The organism is Mycobacterium sp. E2699, assembly GCF_001666745.1.
In the GTDB taxonomy this organism is placed as follows: Bacteria; Actinomycetota; Actinomycetes; order Mycobacteriales; family Mycobacteriaceae; genus Mycobacterium.
The window spans coordinates 121,367-140,088 of the sequence record NZ_LZJH01000144.1 but is presented as its reverse complement, the minus strand read 5'-3'; the positions used below and the strand labels follow the sequence as shown (position 1 = coordinate 140,088).

Sequence of the window (18,722 nt, the reverse complement as noted above, 5' to 3'; positions counted from 1 at the left end):
CGGGCTAGCCGAAGCGGCCCGAGATGTAGTCCTCGGTCGCCTTCTCGGTCGGGTTGGAGAAGATCTTCTCGGTGTCGTCGATCTCGATCAGCCGGCCGGGTTTTCCCGTCGCTTCCAGGTTGAAGAACGCCGTATGATCGCTCACCCGGGCGGCCTGCTGCATGTTGTGGGTGACGATGACGATGGTGTACTGCTGCTTCAGCTCGCTGATCAGGTCTTCGATCGCCAGCGTCGAGATCGGATCCAGCGCGGAGCAGGGCTCGTCCATCAGCAACACGTCGGGTTGCACGGCGATCGCCCGCGCGATGCACAACCGCTGCTGCTGCCCCCCGGACAGTCCACCGCCGGGCTTGTCCAGGCGATCCTTGACCTCATTCCAGAGATTCGCGCCGCGCAGTGAGTGCTCCGCCGTCTCGTCGAGCATCTTGCGGTTGCGCACCCCCTGCAGCTTCAGGCCGGCGACCACGTTGTCACGAATCGACATGGTGGGGAACGGGTTCGGCCGCTGGAACACCATGCCGATCGAGCGGCGCACCCCGACCGGGTCGACCCCCGGGGCGTAGATGTCCTGATCGTCGAGCAGCACGCTGCCCTCGACCCGGCCACCCGGGATCACCTCGTGCATCCGGTTGAGCGTGCGCAGCACGGTCGTCTTGCCGCAGCCCGACGAACCGATGAACGCGGTCACGCTGCGGGGCAGGATCGACATCGTCACATCGGCGACCGCTTTGAACGACCCGTAGTAGATGTTGACGGATTTGAGGTCCAACCGCTTGGCCACTGATCTCCTGACTACGCCTTCTTGGGGGCCTTCTTGGGGGCATACCTTCTCGCGATCACCCTGGCCCCGACATTGATGACCGCGATCACCAGGATGAGGGTTAACGCCGCACCCCACAACCGATCCGTGGGCGCCGGGCTGATGCCCGCCCCCGCCGCTGTCTGGTTATACATCATGCCGGGCAGCGACCCCATGAACCCGCGGAAAACGTTGAAGTTCATCGACTGTGCATAACCGACCAGGATCAGCAGCGGCGCCGTCTCGCCCATCACCCTTGCCACCGCCAGCATGATCCCGGTGACGATGCCGGACAGCCCCGTGGGAATGACCACGCTGGCGATCGTCTTCCACTTCGGGATCCCCAGCGCGTAGCTGGCCTCACGGAGGTCGATCGGAACGATTCGCAGCATCTCCTCGGTGGCGCGCACGATCACCGGAACCATCAGGATGACGAGGGCCAACGACACCGCGAACCCCGACCGGGGCAGCCCAAGCGTCGCCACCCACAGCGAGTAGACGAACAACGCCGCCACGACCGAGGGCACCCCCGACAGGATGTCCACCATGAACGACGCGAGCCTGCCCAGGGGGGTGCCGCCGCCGTACTCGACGAGGTAGATCGCCACCAGGATGCCGATCGGGACCGAGATGACGGCGCATACCAGGCCCAACAGCACCGTGCCGACGATCGCGTGGTAGGCGCCGCCGCCCGCCACGAACGTCGTCATGCCCGCCTGGGAATGCGTCCACCACGCGGTGGAGGTGATCACCTTGAACCCCTTGGCAACAACCGAGTAGAGCACCAGCAGCAGCGGTGTCACCGCGATCGCCACCGACAACGTCACCAGCGCGGTCGCCAGGTTGTTCGCCAGCCGACGACGCCGGCCGAGCTCCGAGAAGCCCCGCGTCTTGAGCGGACGGTCCAACATCGAGGTCATCGGCCGGCCCGTCCGCTGCGTGCGCCGACGCCCCTGGTGGCGCCGCGCGCCAGGGCGTCGACGAGGAAGGTGAGCAGGAACAGGACCAGTCCCGCCGCGATATAGGCGCCCGCCTTGTACCGGTCGTCGAGTTCCGAGGCGGTGGCCGCGATCTTGGTCGCGAAGGTCGAGCCACCGTCGAACAGCGACCAACCGAACGCGGCCTGGGTGCCCCGCAGGATGATCAGCAGCGCGACCGTCTCGCCCAACGCACGACCCAGGCCCAGCATCGCGCCGCTGACGTACCCGGACAGACCGAACGGCAGCACGGTCGTCTTGATCACCTCCCAGCGCGTGGCGCCCAGGGCCAGCGCGGCCTCGATCTCTTCGTGCGGGGTTTGGACGAACACCTCGCGGGTGACGGCGGTGATGATCGGCAGGATCATCACCGCCAACACGATCCCGCCGGTGAAGACGGTGCCGCCCCCGGCGATCGACGCGTTGCCCGTGGCGAACAGGAAGCACCAGCCCAGGGTGTGATTCAGCCAGGTGGCGACCGGCCGCAGTTGCGGCGCCAGCACGTGCAGGCCCCACACGCCGTAGACGATCGAGGGAACCGCGGCCAGCAGGTCGACGGCGTAGGCCAGCGGTGCCGCGACCCGCCGTGGCGCGTACTGCGTGACGAACAGGGCGACGCCCAGGGCGATCGGCATGGCCAGCACCAGCGCGAACAGCGACACGAACACGGTGACCTGGAGCAGTTCGAAGATTCCGAAGTGCAGGGCCGAGCTGTCGGTGGTGACCCAGTTGCCGCCATAGCTGAAGAAGTTCTCTTGGTTGCGCTTCAGGGCCGGGATCGCGCGCAGCAGAAGGAAGCCGCCGATCGCGGCGATCAGGACGATGATCAGGACCCCGGAACCCCGCGCCAGCCAGCGGAAAAGCCTGTCGCCCGGGCGTGGCTGGGCGCGCCCCCACGGGCTGATCGGCACGACGGGCGACTCGGGAAAGGGCGCAGCGACGACCGCACCCGACCCCGCAGCGGATGGGTCTGGCCCTGAAGACACCGTCACGTCGGTCCCGCCACAGTTCTGCTGCCGCTCTGTGCGCCGACCGGTTACTGCATGGCGTTGATCGCGGTAACCAGTCGCTCCTTGACTTTATCGGGCAGCGGCACATAACCGGCGGACGCCAGACCGGCCTGCCCGCTGGTGGCGGCCACACCCAGGAACGACTTCACCGCCGCCGCCGTGTCCGTGTCGTAGCCCTTGGAGCACACGATCTCGTAGCTGGCCAGCACCAACGGGTAAGTATCCGGCCGCTGGGCGGCGTACATCGGGTCCAGATCGAGGACCAGATCGTTGCCGTCGGCCACGAAGCTGGCCGCCTGGATGGCCTTGCCGGCCGTGTCGTTGGTCAGCGGAACCACCCCATTTCCCGTGTCGATCAGGGCGTACGGCACACCGGCCTGGTCGGCGAACCCTTTCTCGACATAGCCGATCGCGCCCGCGGTGGTCCGCACGGCCTGAATCACGCCCGCGGACTTCGCGGCCCCCTCGCCGACGCCGCCCTGGAATTCCGTGCCCACCCCCCGGGTCCAGCTCTGGGGCGCCGCGGCCGTCAAGTACTTCTGGACGTTGTCGGTCGTTCCCGACGAATCGGCCCGGTAGATCGGCACGATCTTGGTGTCGGGGAGCGCCACGCCCGGATTGAGCGCAGCCAGGATCGGGTCGTTCCAGGTGACGATCCTGCCGCTGAACACCTTGGCCAGCGCGTCGCTGCTGAGGACCAACCGCGGCACGCCGGGCAGGTTGTAGACCAGCGCGACCGGACCGAAGACCAGTGGCAGGTCCCACGCCGGGTTGCCGTCGCAGCGTTTGGCGGCCGGGCCGATCTGGTCGGCGACGAGCGGCGAGTCGGATCCCGCGAAGTCGACGTGACCCGCGATGAACTGCTCGCGCCCGGCGCCCGACCCGGTCGGGTTGTACGCCACGGTCTTGCCCGGACAGGTTTGCCCCCACACCTGGTTGAACGACGACATCGCGTTTTGCTGGGCGGTCGAGCCCTCCGCCGTCAGCGCGTTCTTGCCGGCGCAGGCCGCCGTGCCGGCCAAACCGGAGATCGTGGCCGTCGGCGCGCCGCGGCGGTTGTCGTCACTGCCGCATGCGGTCGCCGCGGTGCCGCAGACCGCCAGGGCCAGCGCCACGACCGTCAGCGCCCCGGCCTTTCCGTCGAGCCTCACCGATCTCGCTTTCTGACGCACTCCCCCCGACGCATGCGGGCGCTGCCGGCGGTCTTCCCAGGGGAAGGTAGCCAAGCCGCCGCGAAAGTATTCGTCGGTGCAACCCACAGAAGCCGGTGGAAATGAATGCCGGGTGAACAATCGGCCGGCGGTCAGGCGGCGGGCAACCCGTAGGCGGTGTCCACGCTGTAGGTGCTGAAACCCAGGCCCTGGTAGGTCCGCAGCGCGGCGGCATTGTCGGACTCGACGTAAAGCATCACGGTGGGTTCGGCCGAATCGGCCAGCCGGCGTGCCAGCGACTGAATTCCGATGGCGGTCAACGTGTGCCCGAGCCTGCGGCCCTGGGCCGACGGGTCGACCCCCAGGACGTAGACCTCGCCGAGGCCCGGCTGATCGGGGTGCACCTTGGTCCAGTGGAAACCCAGTAGCCTGCCCGCCTGCTCGCTGTCGGGGGCGCCGAACGCCAGGAAAAGTCCCGCCGGGTCGAACCAGGGTTCGCTGCGCCGTTCCGCCAGATCGGCATCGGTCCACCCGCCCTGTTCGGGGTGCTCGGCGAACGCCGCGTTGTTGACGCGCAGCAGCTCCGCGTCATCGGCGGTCCCGCGGTAGGTGCGAACCTGCACCCCGACAAGGGGCGGCACCGGGTCGAGCGCGTCACGCAGCGACCGTCGCATCTGGACGAGTTCGCGCGCCGGGACCAGACCGAGCGCCGAGGCGGTCGCCCGGGCCGGCTCGAGGGTGCCGTGCGCCCAGAATTGGTTGCGGCCCGCGGTTTTGGCCATCGCCGCGCGTGCCATGGCGGCGCCGATCCCGCGCCGGCGGGCCTCGGGGTGCACCACGAATTCCGCCATGCCGGCGCCGCCGTCCCGCGGCGGGCTGAGATTCAGGTAACCCGCTATCGTGCCCGGTTCGGCCCCGGCGACCAGCAGATGTTCGGTGCGGTCGTGACCGAGTTCGCGCAGCACCTGCTCGCCGACGGGTGCCACCGCATCGAATTCGGTTGCGGCCGAGACAAGTTCGCGCACGCCCCGCTGCTCGGCGCCGGTCAGATCAGAACGCCAGGTCGGCGAGGTCACTGACTGCGCAGCGGGTCGCCCAGCGATTCCTCCAGATTCGCGGAATCGGGCTCCGCATCTCCGGCGGCTTCGTCGTCGGCGGGGCCCGCGATCGGAGCGCGGCCGCGGGCCGGCCGGACGGCCTTGTAACCGACGTTGCGCACGGTGCCGATCAACGCCTCGTATTCGGGGCCGAGCTTGGCCCGCAGCCGACGGACGTGCACGTCGACCGTGCGGGTGCCGCCGAAGAAGTCGTAGCCCCACACCTCGTGCAGCAACTGCGCCCGGGTGAACACCCGGCCGGCGTGCTGGGCGAGGTACTTGAGCAGCTCGAACTCCTTGTAGGTGAGGTCGAGCGGGCGACCCCGCAGCCTGGCGGTGTAGGTGCCCTCGTCGATGACCAGCTCACCCAGGCTGACCTTGCCCGCGCTTTCCTGGTCGGCCAGGCCGCCGCGGCGGCCGACCACCAACCGGAGCCGGGCGTCGATCTCGGCGGGCCCGGTGCTGGGCAGCAGGATCTCGTCGAGTCCCCAATCGGCGCTGACCGCCACCAGCCCGCCTTCGCTCACCACGGCCAGGACGGGCACCGACCGGCCCGCCGTGCTCAACAGCCGGCACAAGCCGCGCGCCGACGACAGGTCGGTGCGCGCGTCGACGAGCACCGCATCGGCGGTCCCGGCCTCCAGCAATGAGGATGGTTCTGGCGGCGCCGTCCGGACGGTGTGGGGAAGCAGCGACAACGACGGCAGCACCGGGTCGGGATGCAGCTCCGACGTCAGCAGTAATAGCTCCAACTAGCCCCTCCAGCTCGGGGGGAAGGCGTCTCCCAAATTCGTAACGCAACGACGCGTTAGTTGCCAGGTCATCTAACGATAACGTGCCACCTGCCATTTCGGCGTGGGGTATCGGCCAGTGTGAGCCCCGCCACCGGACGGTCGGCGGCGCGGCGGCCACGGCGTTACGGGACAATGTGCGGATGCGCAAGGTGCTGATCGGTGCGGCGGTGGCGGCGATCGCCGTGGCCGTACCGGTCGTCGGCGCCGTCGGCGTCGACTACGGGGCCAGCATCTACGCCGAATACCGCCTGTCAACCACGGTGCGCAAGGTGGCCAATCTGGGGTCCGACCCGTTCGTCGCCATCGTGGCGTTCCCCTTCATCCCCCAGGCGCTGCGCCACCACTACAACCAGGTGGAGATCAAGGCCAACGCCGTCGATCACGCGATGGTGGGCACGGCCACCCTCGAGGCCACGATGTATTCGGTCGACCTGACCCACGCGTCCTGGCTGATCGGACCCGACGCCAAGCTCCCGGTGGGCAGGCTGGAGAGCCGCATCATCATCGACTCGACGCACCTGGGCCGCTACCTGGGCATCAGCGACCTGATGGTCGAGGCACCGCCCAGGGAAACCAACACGGCCACCGGCGGCGTCACCGCGTCGGGCATCTCCGACAGCCACGGACTGGTGTTCAGCGGCACGCCCCACTCGGCCGGCTTCGAGCACCGGGTCAGCATCTCCATGGACCTTTCCATCGCGCCTGACGACCCGGCGACGCTGGTGATCACGCCCACGGGTGTCCTGACCGGGCCCGACACCGCCGATCAAACCGTCCCGGACGACAAGCGCGATGCGGTGCTGCGCGCGTTCGGGACCAGGCTGCCCAATCAGCGGCTGCCGTTCGGGGTGGCGCCGACCTCCGAGGGCGCGCGCGGCTCCGACGTCATCATCGAAGGCGTCACCCGGGAAGTAACCGTCACCCTGGAAGGGTTCAAGCAGTCATGATGACCGTCCTCATCGCGACCGTCGCCGCCCTGTTGGTGGCGACCGTCGCAGGCTGGTGGCTGACAAGCAGGTCCGGAAGGATCCGCGAAGTTGCTCCCGACCCGGACGCGCGGCCAGCCGGCGCCGACCTGGCGCTCTCTCGCAGCGGGCCGACCATCGTGCATTTCAGCGCCCCATGGTGCGGGCCCTGCGATCGGGTGCGCCGGGTGGTCGGTCAGGTGTGCGCGGACATGGGCACCCCGGGATCTCCCATCGCCCACCTCGAGGTCGACCTGGACGCCGACCCGGGGACGGCACGGCGGTTTTCGGTGCTGTCGCTGCCCACCACGTTGATCTTCGACGTCGAGGGGCGACAGCGGTACCGGGCGTCGGGCGTGCCCAAGGCCGCCGAGCTGCGCTCGGTCCTGCAGCCTCTGTTGGCTTGAGCGCTACGTCATTGGGTAAGCTGACCGCGTGTCAACCCGCCTCGAGCCCACGCTCACCAAGCGCCGCGCAGTCGATCTGTGCCGCATCGCGGGTTGTTGTTGTCGCTGTAGCTGCTGAATAGCCGCGCTCTGCGCGCATTCGGAGCAACTTCGGAGCCTTGCTCGGGCCCCCAAGGCGTGCCTGAATCCCTTCCGCGCAGCCAGATTTCTAGGAGTAGTACCGTGCCGAGCAGCAACACCGCCCTCCTGCCCGACCGCGTCGACGTGCGCGGACCCAGGTTCGCCGCCTGGGTCACGTCCGCGGTCCTGGTGCTCACGCTTGCCGTATCCGCCGCCAGCCCGGCGGCGGCCGCAGTGATCCTCGGCGCGCAAGCCGTGATCTTCGCCGTCGGCGCCATCGGCGGTCCCCGCCGCCACCCCTACGGGCGGGTGTTCGCCCGCGCCGTGGCGCCGCGGCTGGGACCCGTCAAGGAGCGCGAACCGGTGGCGCCGCTGAAGTTCGCCCAGCTCGTCGGACTGATCTTCGCGGTCGCCGGCGTCGCGGGATTCGCTGCCGGGGCCTTTGTGGTCGGCGTCGTCGCCACCGCGGCCGCGCTGGTGGCGGCCTTCCTGAACGCCGCCTTCGGCATCTGCCTGGGTTGCCAGCTCTACCCGTTGGTCGCACGCTTCCGACCGACTCCCGCATAACTTCCCTCAGAAGCAATCGAAAGGAACACCCAACATGGCACGCTCCGACGTCCTGGTCTCCGCGGACTGGGCCGAGAGCAATCTCGATGCCGCGAACGTCGTCTTCGTCGAAGTGGACGAGGACGCCAGCGCTTACGACACCGGCCACATCGCCGGCGCGGTCAAGCTCGACTGGCGCACCGATCTGCAGGACCCCGTCAAGCGCGACTTCGTCGACGCGCAGCAATTCTCCAAGCTGCTGTCCGACCGCGGCATCTCCAACGACGACACCGTGGTCCTCTACGGCGGCAACAACAACTGGTTCGCCGCGTACGCCTACTGGTATTTCAAGCTGTACGGTCACGCCGACGTCAAGCTGCTCGACGGCGGCCGCAAGAAGTGGGAGCTGGACGGGCGCCCGTTGTCCACCGACACCGTCAACCGGCCGGCCACCTCCTACACCGCGGCCCCGCCGGACAACAGCATCCGCGCCTTCCGCGACGAGGTCATCGCCGCGATCAACGTCAAGAACCTGGTCGACGTGCGCTCCCCCGACGAGTTCTCGGGCAAGATCCTCGCGCCGGCGCATCTGCCGCAGGAGCAAAGCCAGCGGCCCGGGCACGTCCCGGGCGCGATCAACGTTCCGTGGAGCAGGGCCGCGAACGAGGACGGCACCTTCAAGTCGGACGAGGAGCTGGCCAAGCTGTACGCCGACGCCGGCTTGGACGGCACGAAGGAGACCATCGCGTACTGCCGGATCGGGGAACGCTCGTCGCACACCTGGTTCGTGCTGCGGGAATTACTCGGCCACCGAAACGTCAAGAACTACGACGGCAGTTGGACGGAATACGGCTCCCTGGTGGGTGCCCCGATCGAGTTGGGAAGCTGATATGTGCTCTGGACCGAAGCAAGGACTGACGTTGCCCGCCAGCGTCGATCTGGAGAAGGAAACGGTGATCACGGGCCGGGTCGTGGACGGCGCCGGCCAGGCGGTGGGTGGCGCGTTCGTCCGCCTGCTGGACTCCTCGGACGAGTTCACGGCCGAGGTGGTCGCGTCGGCCACCGGTGACTTCCGGTTCTTTGCCGCACCCGGGTCCTGGACGCTGCGCGCGCTGTCCCCGATCGGCAACGGCGACGCCGTGGTGGCGCCGTCCGGTGCGGGCATTCACGAGGTCGACGTCAAGATCGCCTGACGCACCGGCCGGTCTCGGGCCGACCGCGGGACGAATAGACTCGTCCCCGTGGTGCTGTTTTTCGAGATCATGCTGGTCGTCGCGGTCGTGGTCATCTCATGGTTCGCGCTGTACACCCTCTACCGGCTCATCACTGACGAGTCGTGACGTCCGACGAGGGCCCGGTCGGTCCCGCCGCTTCCGGTGACCGCGCCGTGGCGGCCGCCGCCGAACGCGCCAAAGTGACCGCCTCCCGCAACATCCCGTCTTTCGACGATTTGCCGGTGCCCGCCGACACCGCGAACCTGCGCGAAGGAGCCAACCTCAACGACGCGCTGCTGGCCCTGCTGCCGCTCGTCGGGGTGTGGCGTGGCGAGGGCGAGGGCCGCGGGCCCGACGGCGACTACCGGTTCGGCCAGCAGATCGTGGTCTCGCACGACGGTGGCGACTATCTGAATTGGGAAGCTCGGTCCTGGCGGCTCGACGAGACCGGAGGGTACCGCGAACCCGGCCTCCGCGAGACAGGCTTCTGGCGCTTCGTCAGCGATCCCGACGACGATCCCACCGAGTCGCAGGCCATCGAATTGTTGCTGGCCCATTCGGCCGGCTACATCGAGCTGTTCTACGGGCGGCCCCGGACGCAGTCGTCGTGGGAGCTGGTGACCGATGCCCTGGCCCGCAGCCGGTCGGGCCTGCTGGTCGGCGGCGCCAAGCGGCTCTACGGGATCGTCGAGGGCGGCGATCTGGCCTACGTCGAGGAGCGGGTCGACGCCGACGGCGGCCTGGTGCCCCATCTTTCGGCGCGGCTGTCACGATTCGCGGGATAGCGGCCCGCCCAGGGGCCCCTGACATGGAGCGGCCCCCGAGCGAATGTCCGGTTGGACAGACCGGAACTCGGGGGCCGGGTGGCTACGTGGGATTCGCCAGCGCGTTGAACGCCGGCTCTTCCGAGCCAGTGCAGCTAGCGCGTAGCCACCTCACATGTCCATGAAGCTATCAATTTCGCGGACCACCTCCTTCCTTGTGTACCGCCGACCGTACCGGCTGATTCGCGAGCCGACAACAGAATTCAGCGCTCAGCGATCGCTGACGATCGCGGCGTCGACCAGTTCGGCGAATTCGGTGGTGATCGGCGATCGGAGCAGTCGGCGGCCGTCGAGCGTGTGCACGCGGGCCGCCAGCGTCATGCTCGAGATCAGCCAAATCCCTTGGGCCGCCTGCAGATCGGCGACCCGTAGCGCACGATAGTCGCAGTCGTAGCCCTTGGCCCGGGCCACCTCGAAGAGGGCCTGCTGCGTGGTGCCGCGCAGGATCGGGTACCACGGCGGCGGTGTCAACAGGCACGGGTTGCCGTCGGCGCCGGTATCGCTGGCGATCACCACCGTCGAGCGCGGGCCTTCCAGGATGTGGCCGTCGGAGCTGACGAAGATGACGTCGCCGGCGCCCTGCCGGGCGGCGTGCCGCAGGGCGGCCATGTTGACCGCGTACGAGAGCGTCTTGGCGCCGGCCAGCAGCCACGGCATGGTGTCGGCGGCGTCGGCCGGCAGCCCGCGATCGAGGGTGATCGCCGACAGCCCGTCGCGGCGAACCGCGGCCACCCGTTCGGGGACGGGGTTGACCATCACGTAGGCGGTCGGCCCCGAACCGCTCTCGCGGCCGCGGCTGCAGATCAGGCGCATCGCGCCCTCGTCGGCGGTGTCCGCGGCCCACCGGCGCGTCGCCTCCCCGATGGCGTGCCGCCAGCTGGGCAGATCGGGCGCGGGTAGGTCCATCAGCTTGGCCGAGTGGGTCAGCCGCTGCAGATGCGACTCCACCAGGCAGGCCCTGCCGTCGCGGACCAGCAGCGTCTCGAAGATGCCGTCGCCGCGGACGGCGGCGAGGTCGTCGGCGTGCAGCAGTGGCGTGTCGGGCTGGTGGGTCGCGCCGTCCAGCGTGACGATCACACCCTTCTCGGCCATGGACGGTAAGCCTAGCCGCGGCCCGTCCGTAGAGTTGAGGCGTGACCCGCGCAGTACCCGCACCCGATCCCGGACCCGACGCCGGGGCGATCTGGCATTACGGCGATCCGCTGGGCGAGCAGCGTGCGGCCGAGACCGAGGCGGTGGTGGTCGACCGCTCGCACCGCGCGGTGCTCACCCTGACCGGTAAGGACCGGCAGACCTGGCTGCACAGCATCTCCACCCAACACGTGAGCGAACTGCCGCAGGGCGCCAGCACGCAAAACCTCAGCCTCGACGGCCAGGGCCGCGTCGAGGACCACTGGATCCAGACCGAGTTGGGCGGCACCACCTACCTCGACACCGAGCGCTGGCGGGGCGAACCGCTGCTGGACTACCTGCGCAAGATGGTCTTCTGGTCCGAGGTCACCCCGGCCGCCGCCGACATGGCGGTGCTGTCGCTGCTGGGTCCGCGGTTGGCCGACCCGGCGGTGCTCGCCGCGCTCGGCCTGGACGCCCTGCCCGCCGAGGCGACCGCGATCCCGGTCCCCGGCGGCGGCTTTGCGCGCCGGATGCCCGCCACCCCCGCGGCCCAGGTCGAACTGGACCTGGTGGTGCCCCGGGGCGAGTCGGCGGCCTGGCGCGACCGCCTGACCCGGGCCGGCCTGCGCCCGGCCGGAGTGTGGGCCTATGAAGCCAACCGGGTGGCGGCGCTGCGCCCGCGACTCGGCGTCGACACCGACGAGCGCACGATCCCGCACGAGGTGGGTTGGATCGGTGGCCCAGGCGAGGGGGCCGTCCACCTGGACAAGGGCTGTTATCGCGGGCAGGAGACCGTCGCGCGGGTGCACAACCTGGGCAAGCCGCCGCGGATGCTGGTGTTGCTGCACCTCGACGGCTCGGTGGAGCGGTCCTCGACCGGTGATGCGGTGCTCGCCGCCGGTCGTGCGGTCGGGCGCCTCGGAACCGTCGTCGAGCATGTGGACCTCGGGCCGGTGGCCCTGGCACTGGTCAAGCGCGGACTCCCGGCGGACACCCCGTTGACGACGGGTCCCGAGGCCGCGGTCGCCGCGGTGATCGACACCGATTTCCTGCCCGCCACCGAACACGTCGGCGCGGGGCGGTTGGCCGTTGAACGGTTGCGGGGCGGTGCGAGATAATCGTCGATGAAGTCCGCCACAGCGGGCAGGGGTCGCCGACACCCGGCCATGCGGCACGGTAAACTGTCGGCAGGACAATAACGACACCAAGAGATCGGAGCCGCCTACTCGTTAGGCCGCTCCGTTATTGCGCGAGGGGGTCCCCCCATGGGCCGCGGCCGGGCGAAGGCAAAGCAGACCAAGGTTGCTCGAGAACTCAAATACAGTTCCCCGCAGACCGACTTCCAGCGGCTTCAGCGCGAGCTGTCAGGAACGGGCGCCGACGAATCCAGCGACCTGGACGACTCGGACGGTCCAGGCCCAGACAATTCTTGGGACGAAAACGACGACTGGCGTCGCTAGGTCTCAAACCACTGTGCCGATGCGCTGAGCATCGGCACAGTGTTCGTTTCGGGCCGATGCGCTGAGCATCGGCACAGTGTTCGTTTCGGGGTTCGTTTCGGACCGATGCGCCCAGCATCGAAGCAGTGGTTCGTTGCGGGCCGTCAGAACCTCGGGTGTTGCCCGACCAGTGTGGCCCGCGGGCCGTCTTTCTCGCCTTTGCCGACGGTACCCAGCACCCAGCAGTCCAGGTGTCGCGCGGTGAGAATGGCCCGGGCGCGGTCGGTGTCCTCGGGCGCGACGACGGCGATCATGCCGACGCCCATGTTGAACGTCTTCTCCATCTCCTCCCGCGTCACCCGGCCGCGCTGGGCGATCATGGCGAAGACCGGCGCGGGCGTCCAGGTGCCGCGGTCGACCTCGGCGACCAGCCCGGGCGGGATCACACGTTGCAGGTTGCCGGCCAGCCCACCACCGGTGACGTGGCAGAACGTCCGGACATCGGTCTCGGCGGCCAGCGCCAGGCAGTCCTTGGCGTAGATGCGGGTGGGTTCCAACAGCTCTTCGCCCAGGGTGCGGCCGAACTCCTCCACGTAACCGGCCAGGTTCATCCGGTCGATCTCGAGCAGCACCGTCCGGGCCAGCGAATATCCGTTGGAATGCAGACCCGACGAGCCCATGGCGATGATGACGTCGCCGGGCTTGACGCGATCGGAGCCCAGCACGTTGTCGGCCTCGACGACGCCGACTCCGGTGGCCGAGATGTCGTAGTGGTCCGGCTCCATCAGACCGGGGTGCTCGGCGGTTTCGCCGCCCAGCAGCGCGCAGCCGGCGCGCACGCACCCCTCGGCGATGCCGCCGACGATCGCGCTCAGCCGTTCGGGCACCGTCCGTCCGACGGCGATGTAGTCCTGCAGGAACAGCGGCTCGGCACCGCACACGACGAGGTCGTCGACCACCATCGCGACCAGGTCGAGGCCGACGGTGTCGTGCTTGTCCATCGCCTGAGCGACCGCCAGCTTGGTACCGACCCCGTCCGTGGACGCCGCCAGCACCGGCTCGCGGTAGCCGCCGCGCAAGGCGAACAGTCCGGCGAATCCGCCCAGACCCCCGCGCACCTCGGGTCTGGTCGCCTTGGTCGCCAGCGGCTTGAACAAGGCCACCGCGCGGTCACCGGCTTCAATGTCCACCCCGGCCGACGCGTAGGTGATGCCCTGGCTGCCCGGGTTGCGTCCGGGGCTTTTTCCGGGATCCGTCATCGCGATAAAGGCTACCGGGCGGCGCACTACGCCGGTATCGAAGCCGGTATCGAAGCCGGTATCAAACGTCTTTGAAGCAACGCGAACCCATCGGGTCAGCGCACGACGGGCACTTCGTCGGGCGTCAGGTCGTCGAGCGCGGCTCCGCGCGCGGCGTTGGCGAGCATGTGCTCGATGACGTTCTTGCCCAGCGCGCTTTCGCCGGGCAGCTCGATCGGGTACTTGCCGTCGAAGCAGGCCGTGCACAGCCGCGACGCGGGCTGCTCGGAGGCCGCGACCAGACCGCGCAGCGACACGTAGCCGAGCGTGTCGGCCCCGATGGCATGCCGCACCGCCTCGAGCATCTCCTCTTTGTCCTCGACGGCGTTGGCGATCAACTCGGCCGGCGACGGGAAGTCGATGCCGTAGAAGCACGGCCACTTCACCGGCGGCGAGGCGATGCGCACGTGCACCTCGAGGGCGCCCGCTTCGCGCAGCATCCGCAACAGGGCCCGCTGCGTGTTTCCGCGCACGATCGAATCGTCCACGACGATCAGCCGCTTGCCGCGGATCACCTCTTTGAGCGGGTTGAGCTTCAGCCGGATGCCGAGCTGGCGGATGGTCTGCGACGGCTGGATGAAGGTGCGCCCCACGTAGGCGTTCTTCATCAGGCCCTGCCCGTAGGGGATGCCGGACTCCTGCGCGTATCCGACGGCGGCCGGGGTACCCGATTCGGGCACGCCGATCACCAGGTCGGCTTCGACGGGGCTTTCGCGCGCCAGCCGCCGACCGATCTCGACCCGGGTGGCGTGCACCGACCGGCCCGCGATCGTGCTGTCCGGCCGCGCCAGATAGACGTATTCGAAGACGCAGCCCTTGGGCTCGGGGTTGGCGAAACGCGTCGAGCGCACGCCGTCGGCATCGATGGCGAGCAGCTCGCCCGGTTCGATGTCGCGCACGAACGAGGCGCCGACGATGTCGAGCGCCGCGGTTTCGGAGGCCACCACCCAGCCACGATCGAGCCGTCCCAGGCAGAGCGGCCGCACCCCGTAGGGGTCGCGGCAGGCATACAGCGTGTTTTCGTCCATGAACGTCAGGCAGAACGCCCCGCGCACGGTCGGCAGCAGTTCCAGCGCCGCCTGCTCCAGCGTGGAATCGGCCGCGCCGTGGGCCAGCAGGGCGCCGAGAATGTCGGAGTCGGTGGTCGCCGGGGCCGGGCATCGGGTGCCGATCAGGCCGGCGTCGCGGGCGCGGGCGGCAAGTTCGGCGGTGTTGACCAGATTCCCGTTGTGCCCCAACGCGACTCCGGTGCCGGCCGCGGTGTTGCGGAACACCGGCTGCGCGTTTTCCCATGTCGTGTCGCCGGTGGTGGAATAGCGGCAATGGCCGATCGCGACGTGGCCCTGCATCGCGGCCAGCGTTTGCTCGTCGAAAACCTGGCTGACCAGGCCGAGGTCCTTGAAGACCAGCACCTGGGATCCGTCGGCGACGGCGATACCCGCGGCTTCCTGCCCACGATGCTGCAACGCGTACAGGCCGTAATAGGTGAGCTTGGCGACTTCCTCGCCGGGGGCCCACACCCCGAATACGCCGCACTCTTCGCGGGGGGAATTCAGGTCCTGCTCGGGTGCTTCGGCTCCAGCGACGGTCACGGTTCGGCGGCTCCCTGGGGAACGATTGGTGACGTAACGGAGTCTACGGGCACAACGGCCGCCGCGACGAATCCGTCGGGCGTGTTGGGCGGCGAAAAATCCAACGAATAACTCTAAACCTGCAGTTCAGACTTCTATTTCGCCCACATCGAACAGGGGCAGCCAGTGGCCGATCTCACCCGCTCGGGAGCCCGACAGGGTCAGCGCGCCGGTGCGCTTCGCCTCGTCGAGCGGCACCAAGCCCGTCGCCAGCAGCAACCAGGTGCGCGGATCGGCCTCCACGACGTTGGGCGGTGTGCCGCGGGTGTGCCGCGGTCCGGCGATGCACTGCACGGCGGCGAAAGGCGGGACCCGGACCTCGACGCTGGATCCGGGCGCCACCGTCGCGAGGGTGCGCGCCGTGAGCCGGACCGCGGCTGCCAGGGCGTCCCGGCCGGGCGCCGGGCGGGATCCGTCGCGCAACCAGTCCAGCACGGCCAGCACCGCCTGGCAGGTCAGGGCGGGGTCGGCGCTTCGGCTTTCAGCCATGCCCCAGGGTCTCAGAAGCACGTCGTCCACGGGACACGGCCACCGCCGAACGCCGGCGACGCCGCGGCTGAACCCGGTGTGACGGGGTTGCAACGATGAGGTTGCCCTCAGATGTCCGAAAAATCGCTAAATGGGCCACCTTGCAACCACTGTCGACGCACCGGCACCATGGACTGATAACCCCGTCGGCCAAGGGCCCTCAGCCATGTCCCCGCTTCGACGTCGAACTCCTACCGTTCCCGTGACGACTGTGAAAGGCGGTGTTTCAGATGGCGAAGATCGTTGCGACCAATGGCAGCCGGTCGGCCGGTCGGTCGCTCGATCCCATCGTCGTCACCCGGCGCGGGAAGATCGCACGCCTGGAAACCAACCTGACCCCGCATGAAGCGCAGATCGAGGACCTGGTCTTCGTTCGAAAGGTGCTCAATCGCGCCGATATTCCGTTTCTGCTCATCCGAAGCCACAAGAACCGGCCGATTCTGGCAATCAACATCGAACTGCGCGAGGCGACCCAACGCGCCCTGGTCGCAGCATGCGCCACCGAACCCATGTATGCCAAAACAACTGACGAGAAGGGGCATTCGCCTGTCCTCCTGGCCAACGGCCGATTGTCGGAGCTGCCGGATCCGCGGATCGTGCGGCTGTACCGGCGGCGGATCGCACCGGGGGGCCTGCGGTACGGCCCGGCCTTCGGCGTGGAGCTCCAGTTCTGGGTTTTCGACGACACCGTGATCCGGTGCCCGGTGGAAAACTCGCTTACCCGAAAACTTCTGCCCTCCAGCGAAATTCAGCCAGCCACCGTCAAACTCTATGGCTACAAGTGGTCGACAATCGCGGGAATGTTCGCTCCGCATGCCAGCGACGTGACGTTCGACATCGACATGGTTTTCTCCTGGGTCGAGGGCAGCGACCCCGACTTCCGGACGCAACGAGCCAAGCAGATGTCGCGGTACGCGGTGGGTGAAGGGGATGACGCCGAAGCGCGCATCCGGCAGATCGACGAGTTGAGGTACGCGCTGCGGTCGGTGAACATGTTCGCGCCGTGGATACGCCGAATCTTCATCGCGACCGATTCCCGACCACCGGCTTGGCTGGCCGAGCACCCGAAGATCACCATCGTGCGGGCCGAGGAGCACTTCTCGGATCCGGCAGCCCTGCCCACCTACAGCTCGCATGCGGTGGAAAGCCAGCTGCACAACATCCCCGAGCTCAGCGAGCATTTCCTGTATTCCAATGACGACATGTTCTTCGGCCGGCCGCTCAAGGCCACGATGTTCTTCTCCCCCGGCGGGATAACCAGGTTCATCGAGGCGAAGACCCGCATCGGGCTGGGTCGCAACGATCCGGCGCGCAGCGGGTTCGAGAACGCCGCCCGGGTGAACCGGCAGCTGATCCTCGAACGGTTCGGGCAGGTCATCACCCGGCATCTCGAGCACACCGCTGTCCCGTTGCGCAAAAGCGTGCTGCAGGAGATGGAACGCGAGTTCCCGGACGACTTTGCACGCACCCAGGCGAGCCAATTCCGTTCCAGCACGGATATCTCGGTGACGAACTCCTTCTACCACTACTACGCGCTGATGACCGGGCGCGCCGTCCAGCAGGAGAAGGCCAAGGTGCTGTACGTCAACACCACCACCCGGGAGGGTCTCGAGCTACTTCCCGTGCTGCGAAAAAGACGGGGTTACGACTTCTTCTGCCTGAACGACAGCAGCTTCCCGGACGTTTCGCCGGCCGAGCGCGCGGCGCGTGTCACCAGCTTCCTCGAGCGCTACTTCCCCATCCCCGCGCCCTGGGAGAAGGTGACGGCGGACCTCAGCCGCCCGGCCTTCGCCGAGCCGATGGTGTCAACACCATTGGAGGGTGGCTGAACAGCGAATCCCGTTGTGAAGGCTCAATGAACAGGCCGATTTCGGCCAGCTTCTGACGCGCCTCCACGGGGGACACGAAGGTGCCGACGGTCTCGCCGCCGCCGAGTGGGATCACCGAGTGCACAACGGTGTCCTGATAAACGTGCACCAGGTTGCACGCCTGAGCTCCGTTCCTGCCTCGCGTTCCCCCGGCGGCCACCATCAGGTCCTGCGTGTAGCACGTGGCGGACGCCACCGACACCGGGATGCCGACGAAGGTCGCGTTGGTCGAGTAGTGCAGGTGCCCGGCGAGGATCGCGCGGACGTCGCTGCCCTTCAGAACCCGCGCGAGCGAGGCCTGGTCGCGCAGTTCGACCGTGACCGCCAGGTCCAGCACGCTCGGGATCGGCGGGTGATGCATGGCCAGGATGGTGCCGTTCGGCGATGGCTCCGCCAATTCTTCTGCCAGCCAACCCAATTGGGATTCGCTGAGTTCACCGTAGTGGTGGCCCGGGACCGAGGTGTCCAACGAGATGATCCGGAGGCCGTCGATGGCGCGCACCCGGTCGAGCGGGGCCATGGACGGCGCTTCGTCCAGAAGCACACTGCGCAGGGCGGCTCGGTTGTCGTGGTTGCCCATCACCCAGACGAGCTCGGCGCCCAGCTGGGCCGCAAACGGCTCGACGACGGCGCGAAGCTTTTGGTAGGCCTGCAGCTCGCCGGCGTCCGCCAGATCGCCGGTAAAGACGATCGCATCGGGACGCACCCCAGAGCCTTTCAGCTGCTCGAGCAACTCGCTTAGCTTGCCGTCGGCGTCGACCGCCCCGTAGAGCGACCCGTCGGAAATGAGATGGGTGTCGCTGATGTGGAGAAGAACGTAATCCGGCCGCGGGTGCTCCGCGGCCCTAAGTCTGTGCACCTGAGGTGCCAACCCTCTCGTAGATCGGTTCAAACAAAACCTCGCCAATTGTAGCCGGGTCACCAGGCGCAACCGGCATTCA

Annotated in this window: 21 protein-coding genes; 10 read left to right on the top strand and 11 right to left on the bottom strand. The window is 68.3% G+C overall.

The window, feature by feature from the left end; translation table 11 throughout:
• Window positions 1-4: 4 nt before the first annotated feature.
• From pstB to A5696_RS25080, 6 genes are all read right to left on the bottom strand, one after another.
• Complete coding sequence (gene pstB / locus A5696_RS25105) at window positions 5-781, bottom strand: phosphate ABC transporter ATP-binding protein PstB (RefSeq protein WP_067883682.1); 777 nt, start codon at window positions 779-781, stop codon at window positions 5-7.
• Between the two features lie 11 nt (window positions 782-792).
• Window positions 793-1,719, bottom strand: coding sequence for a phosphate ABC transporter permease PstA (pstA, locus tag A5696_RS25100; protein ID WP_067883681.1), 927 nt, complete (start codon window positions 1,717-1,719; stop codon window positions 793-795).
• Window positions 1,716-2,768 (bottom strand): phosphate ABC transporter permease subunit PstC, encoded by a 1,053-nt coding sequence (pstC, locus tag A5696_RS25095; protein WP_067883680.1) that lies wholly within the window; start codon window positions 2,766-2,768, stop codon window positions 1,716-1,718. Before pstC ends, pstA begins: the two co-directional genes overlap by 4 nt.
• Before the next feature lie 44 nt (window positions 2,769-2,812).
• Window positions 2,813-3,937 (bottom strand): phosphate ABC transporter substrate-binding protein PstS, encoded by a 1,125-nt coding sequence (pstS, locus tag A5696_RS25090; RefSeq protein ID WP_067883679.1) that lies wholly within the window; start codon window positions 3,935-3,937, stop codon window positions 2,813-2,815.
• Window positions 3,938-4,089: 152 nt separating this feature from the next.
• A complete protein-coding gene (mshD, locus tag A5696_RS25085; protein ID WP_067883678.1) occupies window positions 4,090-5,013 on the bottom strand; it encodes a mycothiol synthase in 924 nt (307 codons plus the stop codon).
• Window positions 5,010-5,786: a response regulator transcription factor gene (locus A5696_RS25080; RefSeq protein ID WP_067883677.1), complete on the bottom strand. Its 777-nt coding sequence runs from the start codon at window positions 5,784-5,786 to the stop codon at window positions 5,010-5,012. Before A5696_RS25080 ends, mshD begins: the two co-directional genes overlap by 4 nt.
• 176 nt (window positions 5,787-5,962) lie before the next feature.
• On the opposite strand from A5696_RS25080, the gene lmeA reads away from it, so the two are divergent.
• The 7 genes from lmeA (at window position 5,963) to A5696_RS25050 (ending at window position 9,865) form a co-directional block, all read left to right on the top strand.
• Complete coding sequence (lmeA, locus tag A5696_RS25075; protein ID WP_067883676.1) at window positions 5,963-6,775, top strand: mannan chain length control protein LmeA; 813 nt, start codon at window positions 5,963-5,965, stop codon at window positions 6,773-6,775.
• Window positions 6,772-7,200, top strand: a complete 429-nt coding sequence (locus A5696_RS25070) for a thioredoxin family protein (protein WP_067883675.1) — start codon at window positions 6,772-6,774, stop codon at window positions 7,198-7,200. Before lmeA ends, A5696_RS25070 begins: the two co-directional genes overlap by 4 nt.
• Before the next feature lie 28 nt (window positions 7,201-7,228).
• On the top strand, window positions 7,229-7,318 hold the full coding sequence (locus A5696_RS29280) for an Ms5788A family Cys-rich leader peptide (protein ID WP_369803391.1): 90 nt from the start codon (window positions 7,229-7,231) through the stop codon (window positions 7,316-7,318).
• A 104-nt stretch (window positions 7,319-7,422) separates the two neighbouring features.
• Window positions 7,423-7,887 (top strand): DUF4395 domain-containing protein, encoded by a 465-nt coding sequence (locus A5696_RS25065; RefSeq protein ID WP_067883674.1) that lies wholly within the window; start codon window positions 7,423-7,425, stop codon window positions 7,885-7,887.
• Window positions 7,888-7,921: 34 nt separating this feature from the next.
• On the top strand, window positions 7,922-8,755 hold the full coding sequence (locus A5696_RS25060; protein WP_067883673.1) for a sulfurtransferase: 834 nt from the start codon (window positions 7,922-7,924) through the stop codon (window positions 8,753-8,755).
• Between the two features lies 1 nt (window position 8,756).
• Complete coding sequence (locus A5696_RS25055; protein WP_067883672.1) at window positions 8,757-9,059, top strand: DUF1416 domain-containing protein; 303 nt, start codon at window positions 8,757-8,759, stop codon at window positions 9,057-9,059.
• A 143-nt stretch (window positions 9,060-9,202) separates the two neighbouring features.
• Entirely contained in the window at window positions 9,203-9,865 is a 663-nt protein-coding gene (locus A5696_RS25050) for an FABP family protein (RefSeq protein WP_067883671.1), read from the top strand.
• Between the two features lie 249 nt (window positions 9,866-10,114).
• Here A5696_RS25050 and A5696_RS25045 read toward each other — a convergent pair whose 3' ends face one another.
• The gene (locus tag A5696_RS25045) at window positions 10,115-10,981 is read right to left on the bottom strand and encodes an aminodeoxychorismate lyase (protein ID WP_067883723.1); all 867 of its coding nucleotides are present in this window, start codon (window positions 10,979-10,981) and stop codon (window positions 10,115-10,117) included.
• A 56-nt stretch (window positions 10,982-11,037) separates the two neighbouring features.
• Between A5696_RS25045 and A5696_RS25040 the strand changes: the two genes are divergently transcribed.
• Complete coding sequence (locus A5696_RS25040; RefSeq protein WP_067883670.1) at window positions 11,038-12,135, top strand: folate-binding protein YgfZ; 1,098 nt, start codon at window positions 11,038-11,040, stop codon at window positions 12,133-12,135.
• 147 nt (window positions 12,136-12,282) lie between these two features.
• Entirely contained in the window at window positions 12,283-12,477 is a 195-nt protein-coding gene (locus A5696_RS25035) for a DUF3073 domain-containing protein (protein ID WP_067883669.1), read from the top strand.
• Between the two features lie 143 nt (window positions 12,478-12,620).
• Here the strand turns inward: A5696_RS25035 and purM are convergent, their stop codons facing one another.
• The 3 genes from purM to A5696_RS25020 all read right to left on the bottom strand — a co-directional run bounded on the left by purM (window position 12,621) and on the right by A5696_RS25020 (window position 15,874).
• Window positions 12,621-13,715, bottom strand: a complete 1,095-nt coding sequence (gene purM / locus A5696_RS25030; RefSeq protein ID WP_067883668.1) for a phosphoribosylformylglycinamidine cyclo-ligase — start codon at window positions 13,713-13,715, stop codon at window positions 12,621-12,623.
• A gap of 95 nt (window positions 13,716-13,810) precedes the next feature.
• Window positions 13,811-15,346 (bottom strand): amidophosphoribosyltransferase, encoded by a 1,536-nt coding sequence (purF, locus tag A5696_RS25025; RefSeq protein ID WP_067883667.1) that lies wholly within the window; start codon window positions 15,344-15,346, stop codon window positions 13,811-13,813.
• Between the two features lie 126 nt (window positions 15,347-15,472).
• Complete coding sequence (locus A5696_RS25020; protein WP_067883722.1) at window positions 15,473-15,874, bottom strand: sterol carrier family protein; 402 nt, start codon at window positions 15,872-15,874, stop codon at window positions 15,473-15,475.
• Between the two features lie 269 nt (window positions 15,875-16,143).
• On the opposite strand from A5696_RS25020, the gene A5696_RS25015 reads away from it, so the two are divergent.
• Entirely contained in the window at window positions 16,144-17,742 is a 1,599-nt protein-coding gene (locus A5696_RS25015; RefSeq protein ID WP_067883721.1) for a stealth family protein, read from the top strand.
• Here A5696_RS25015 and A5696_RS25010 read toward each other — a convergent pair.
• The gene (locus A5696_RS25010; RefSeq protein ID WP_067883666.1) at window positions 17,687-18,640 is read right to left on the bottom strand and encodes a phosphodiesterase; all 954 of its coding nucleotides are present in this window, start codon (window positions 18,638-18,640) and stop codon (window positions 17,687-17,689) included. The two genes, A5696_RS25015 and A5696_RS25010, sit on opposite strands and share 56 nt — an antisense overlap.
• Window positions 18,641-18,722 lie beyond the last annotated feature (82 nt).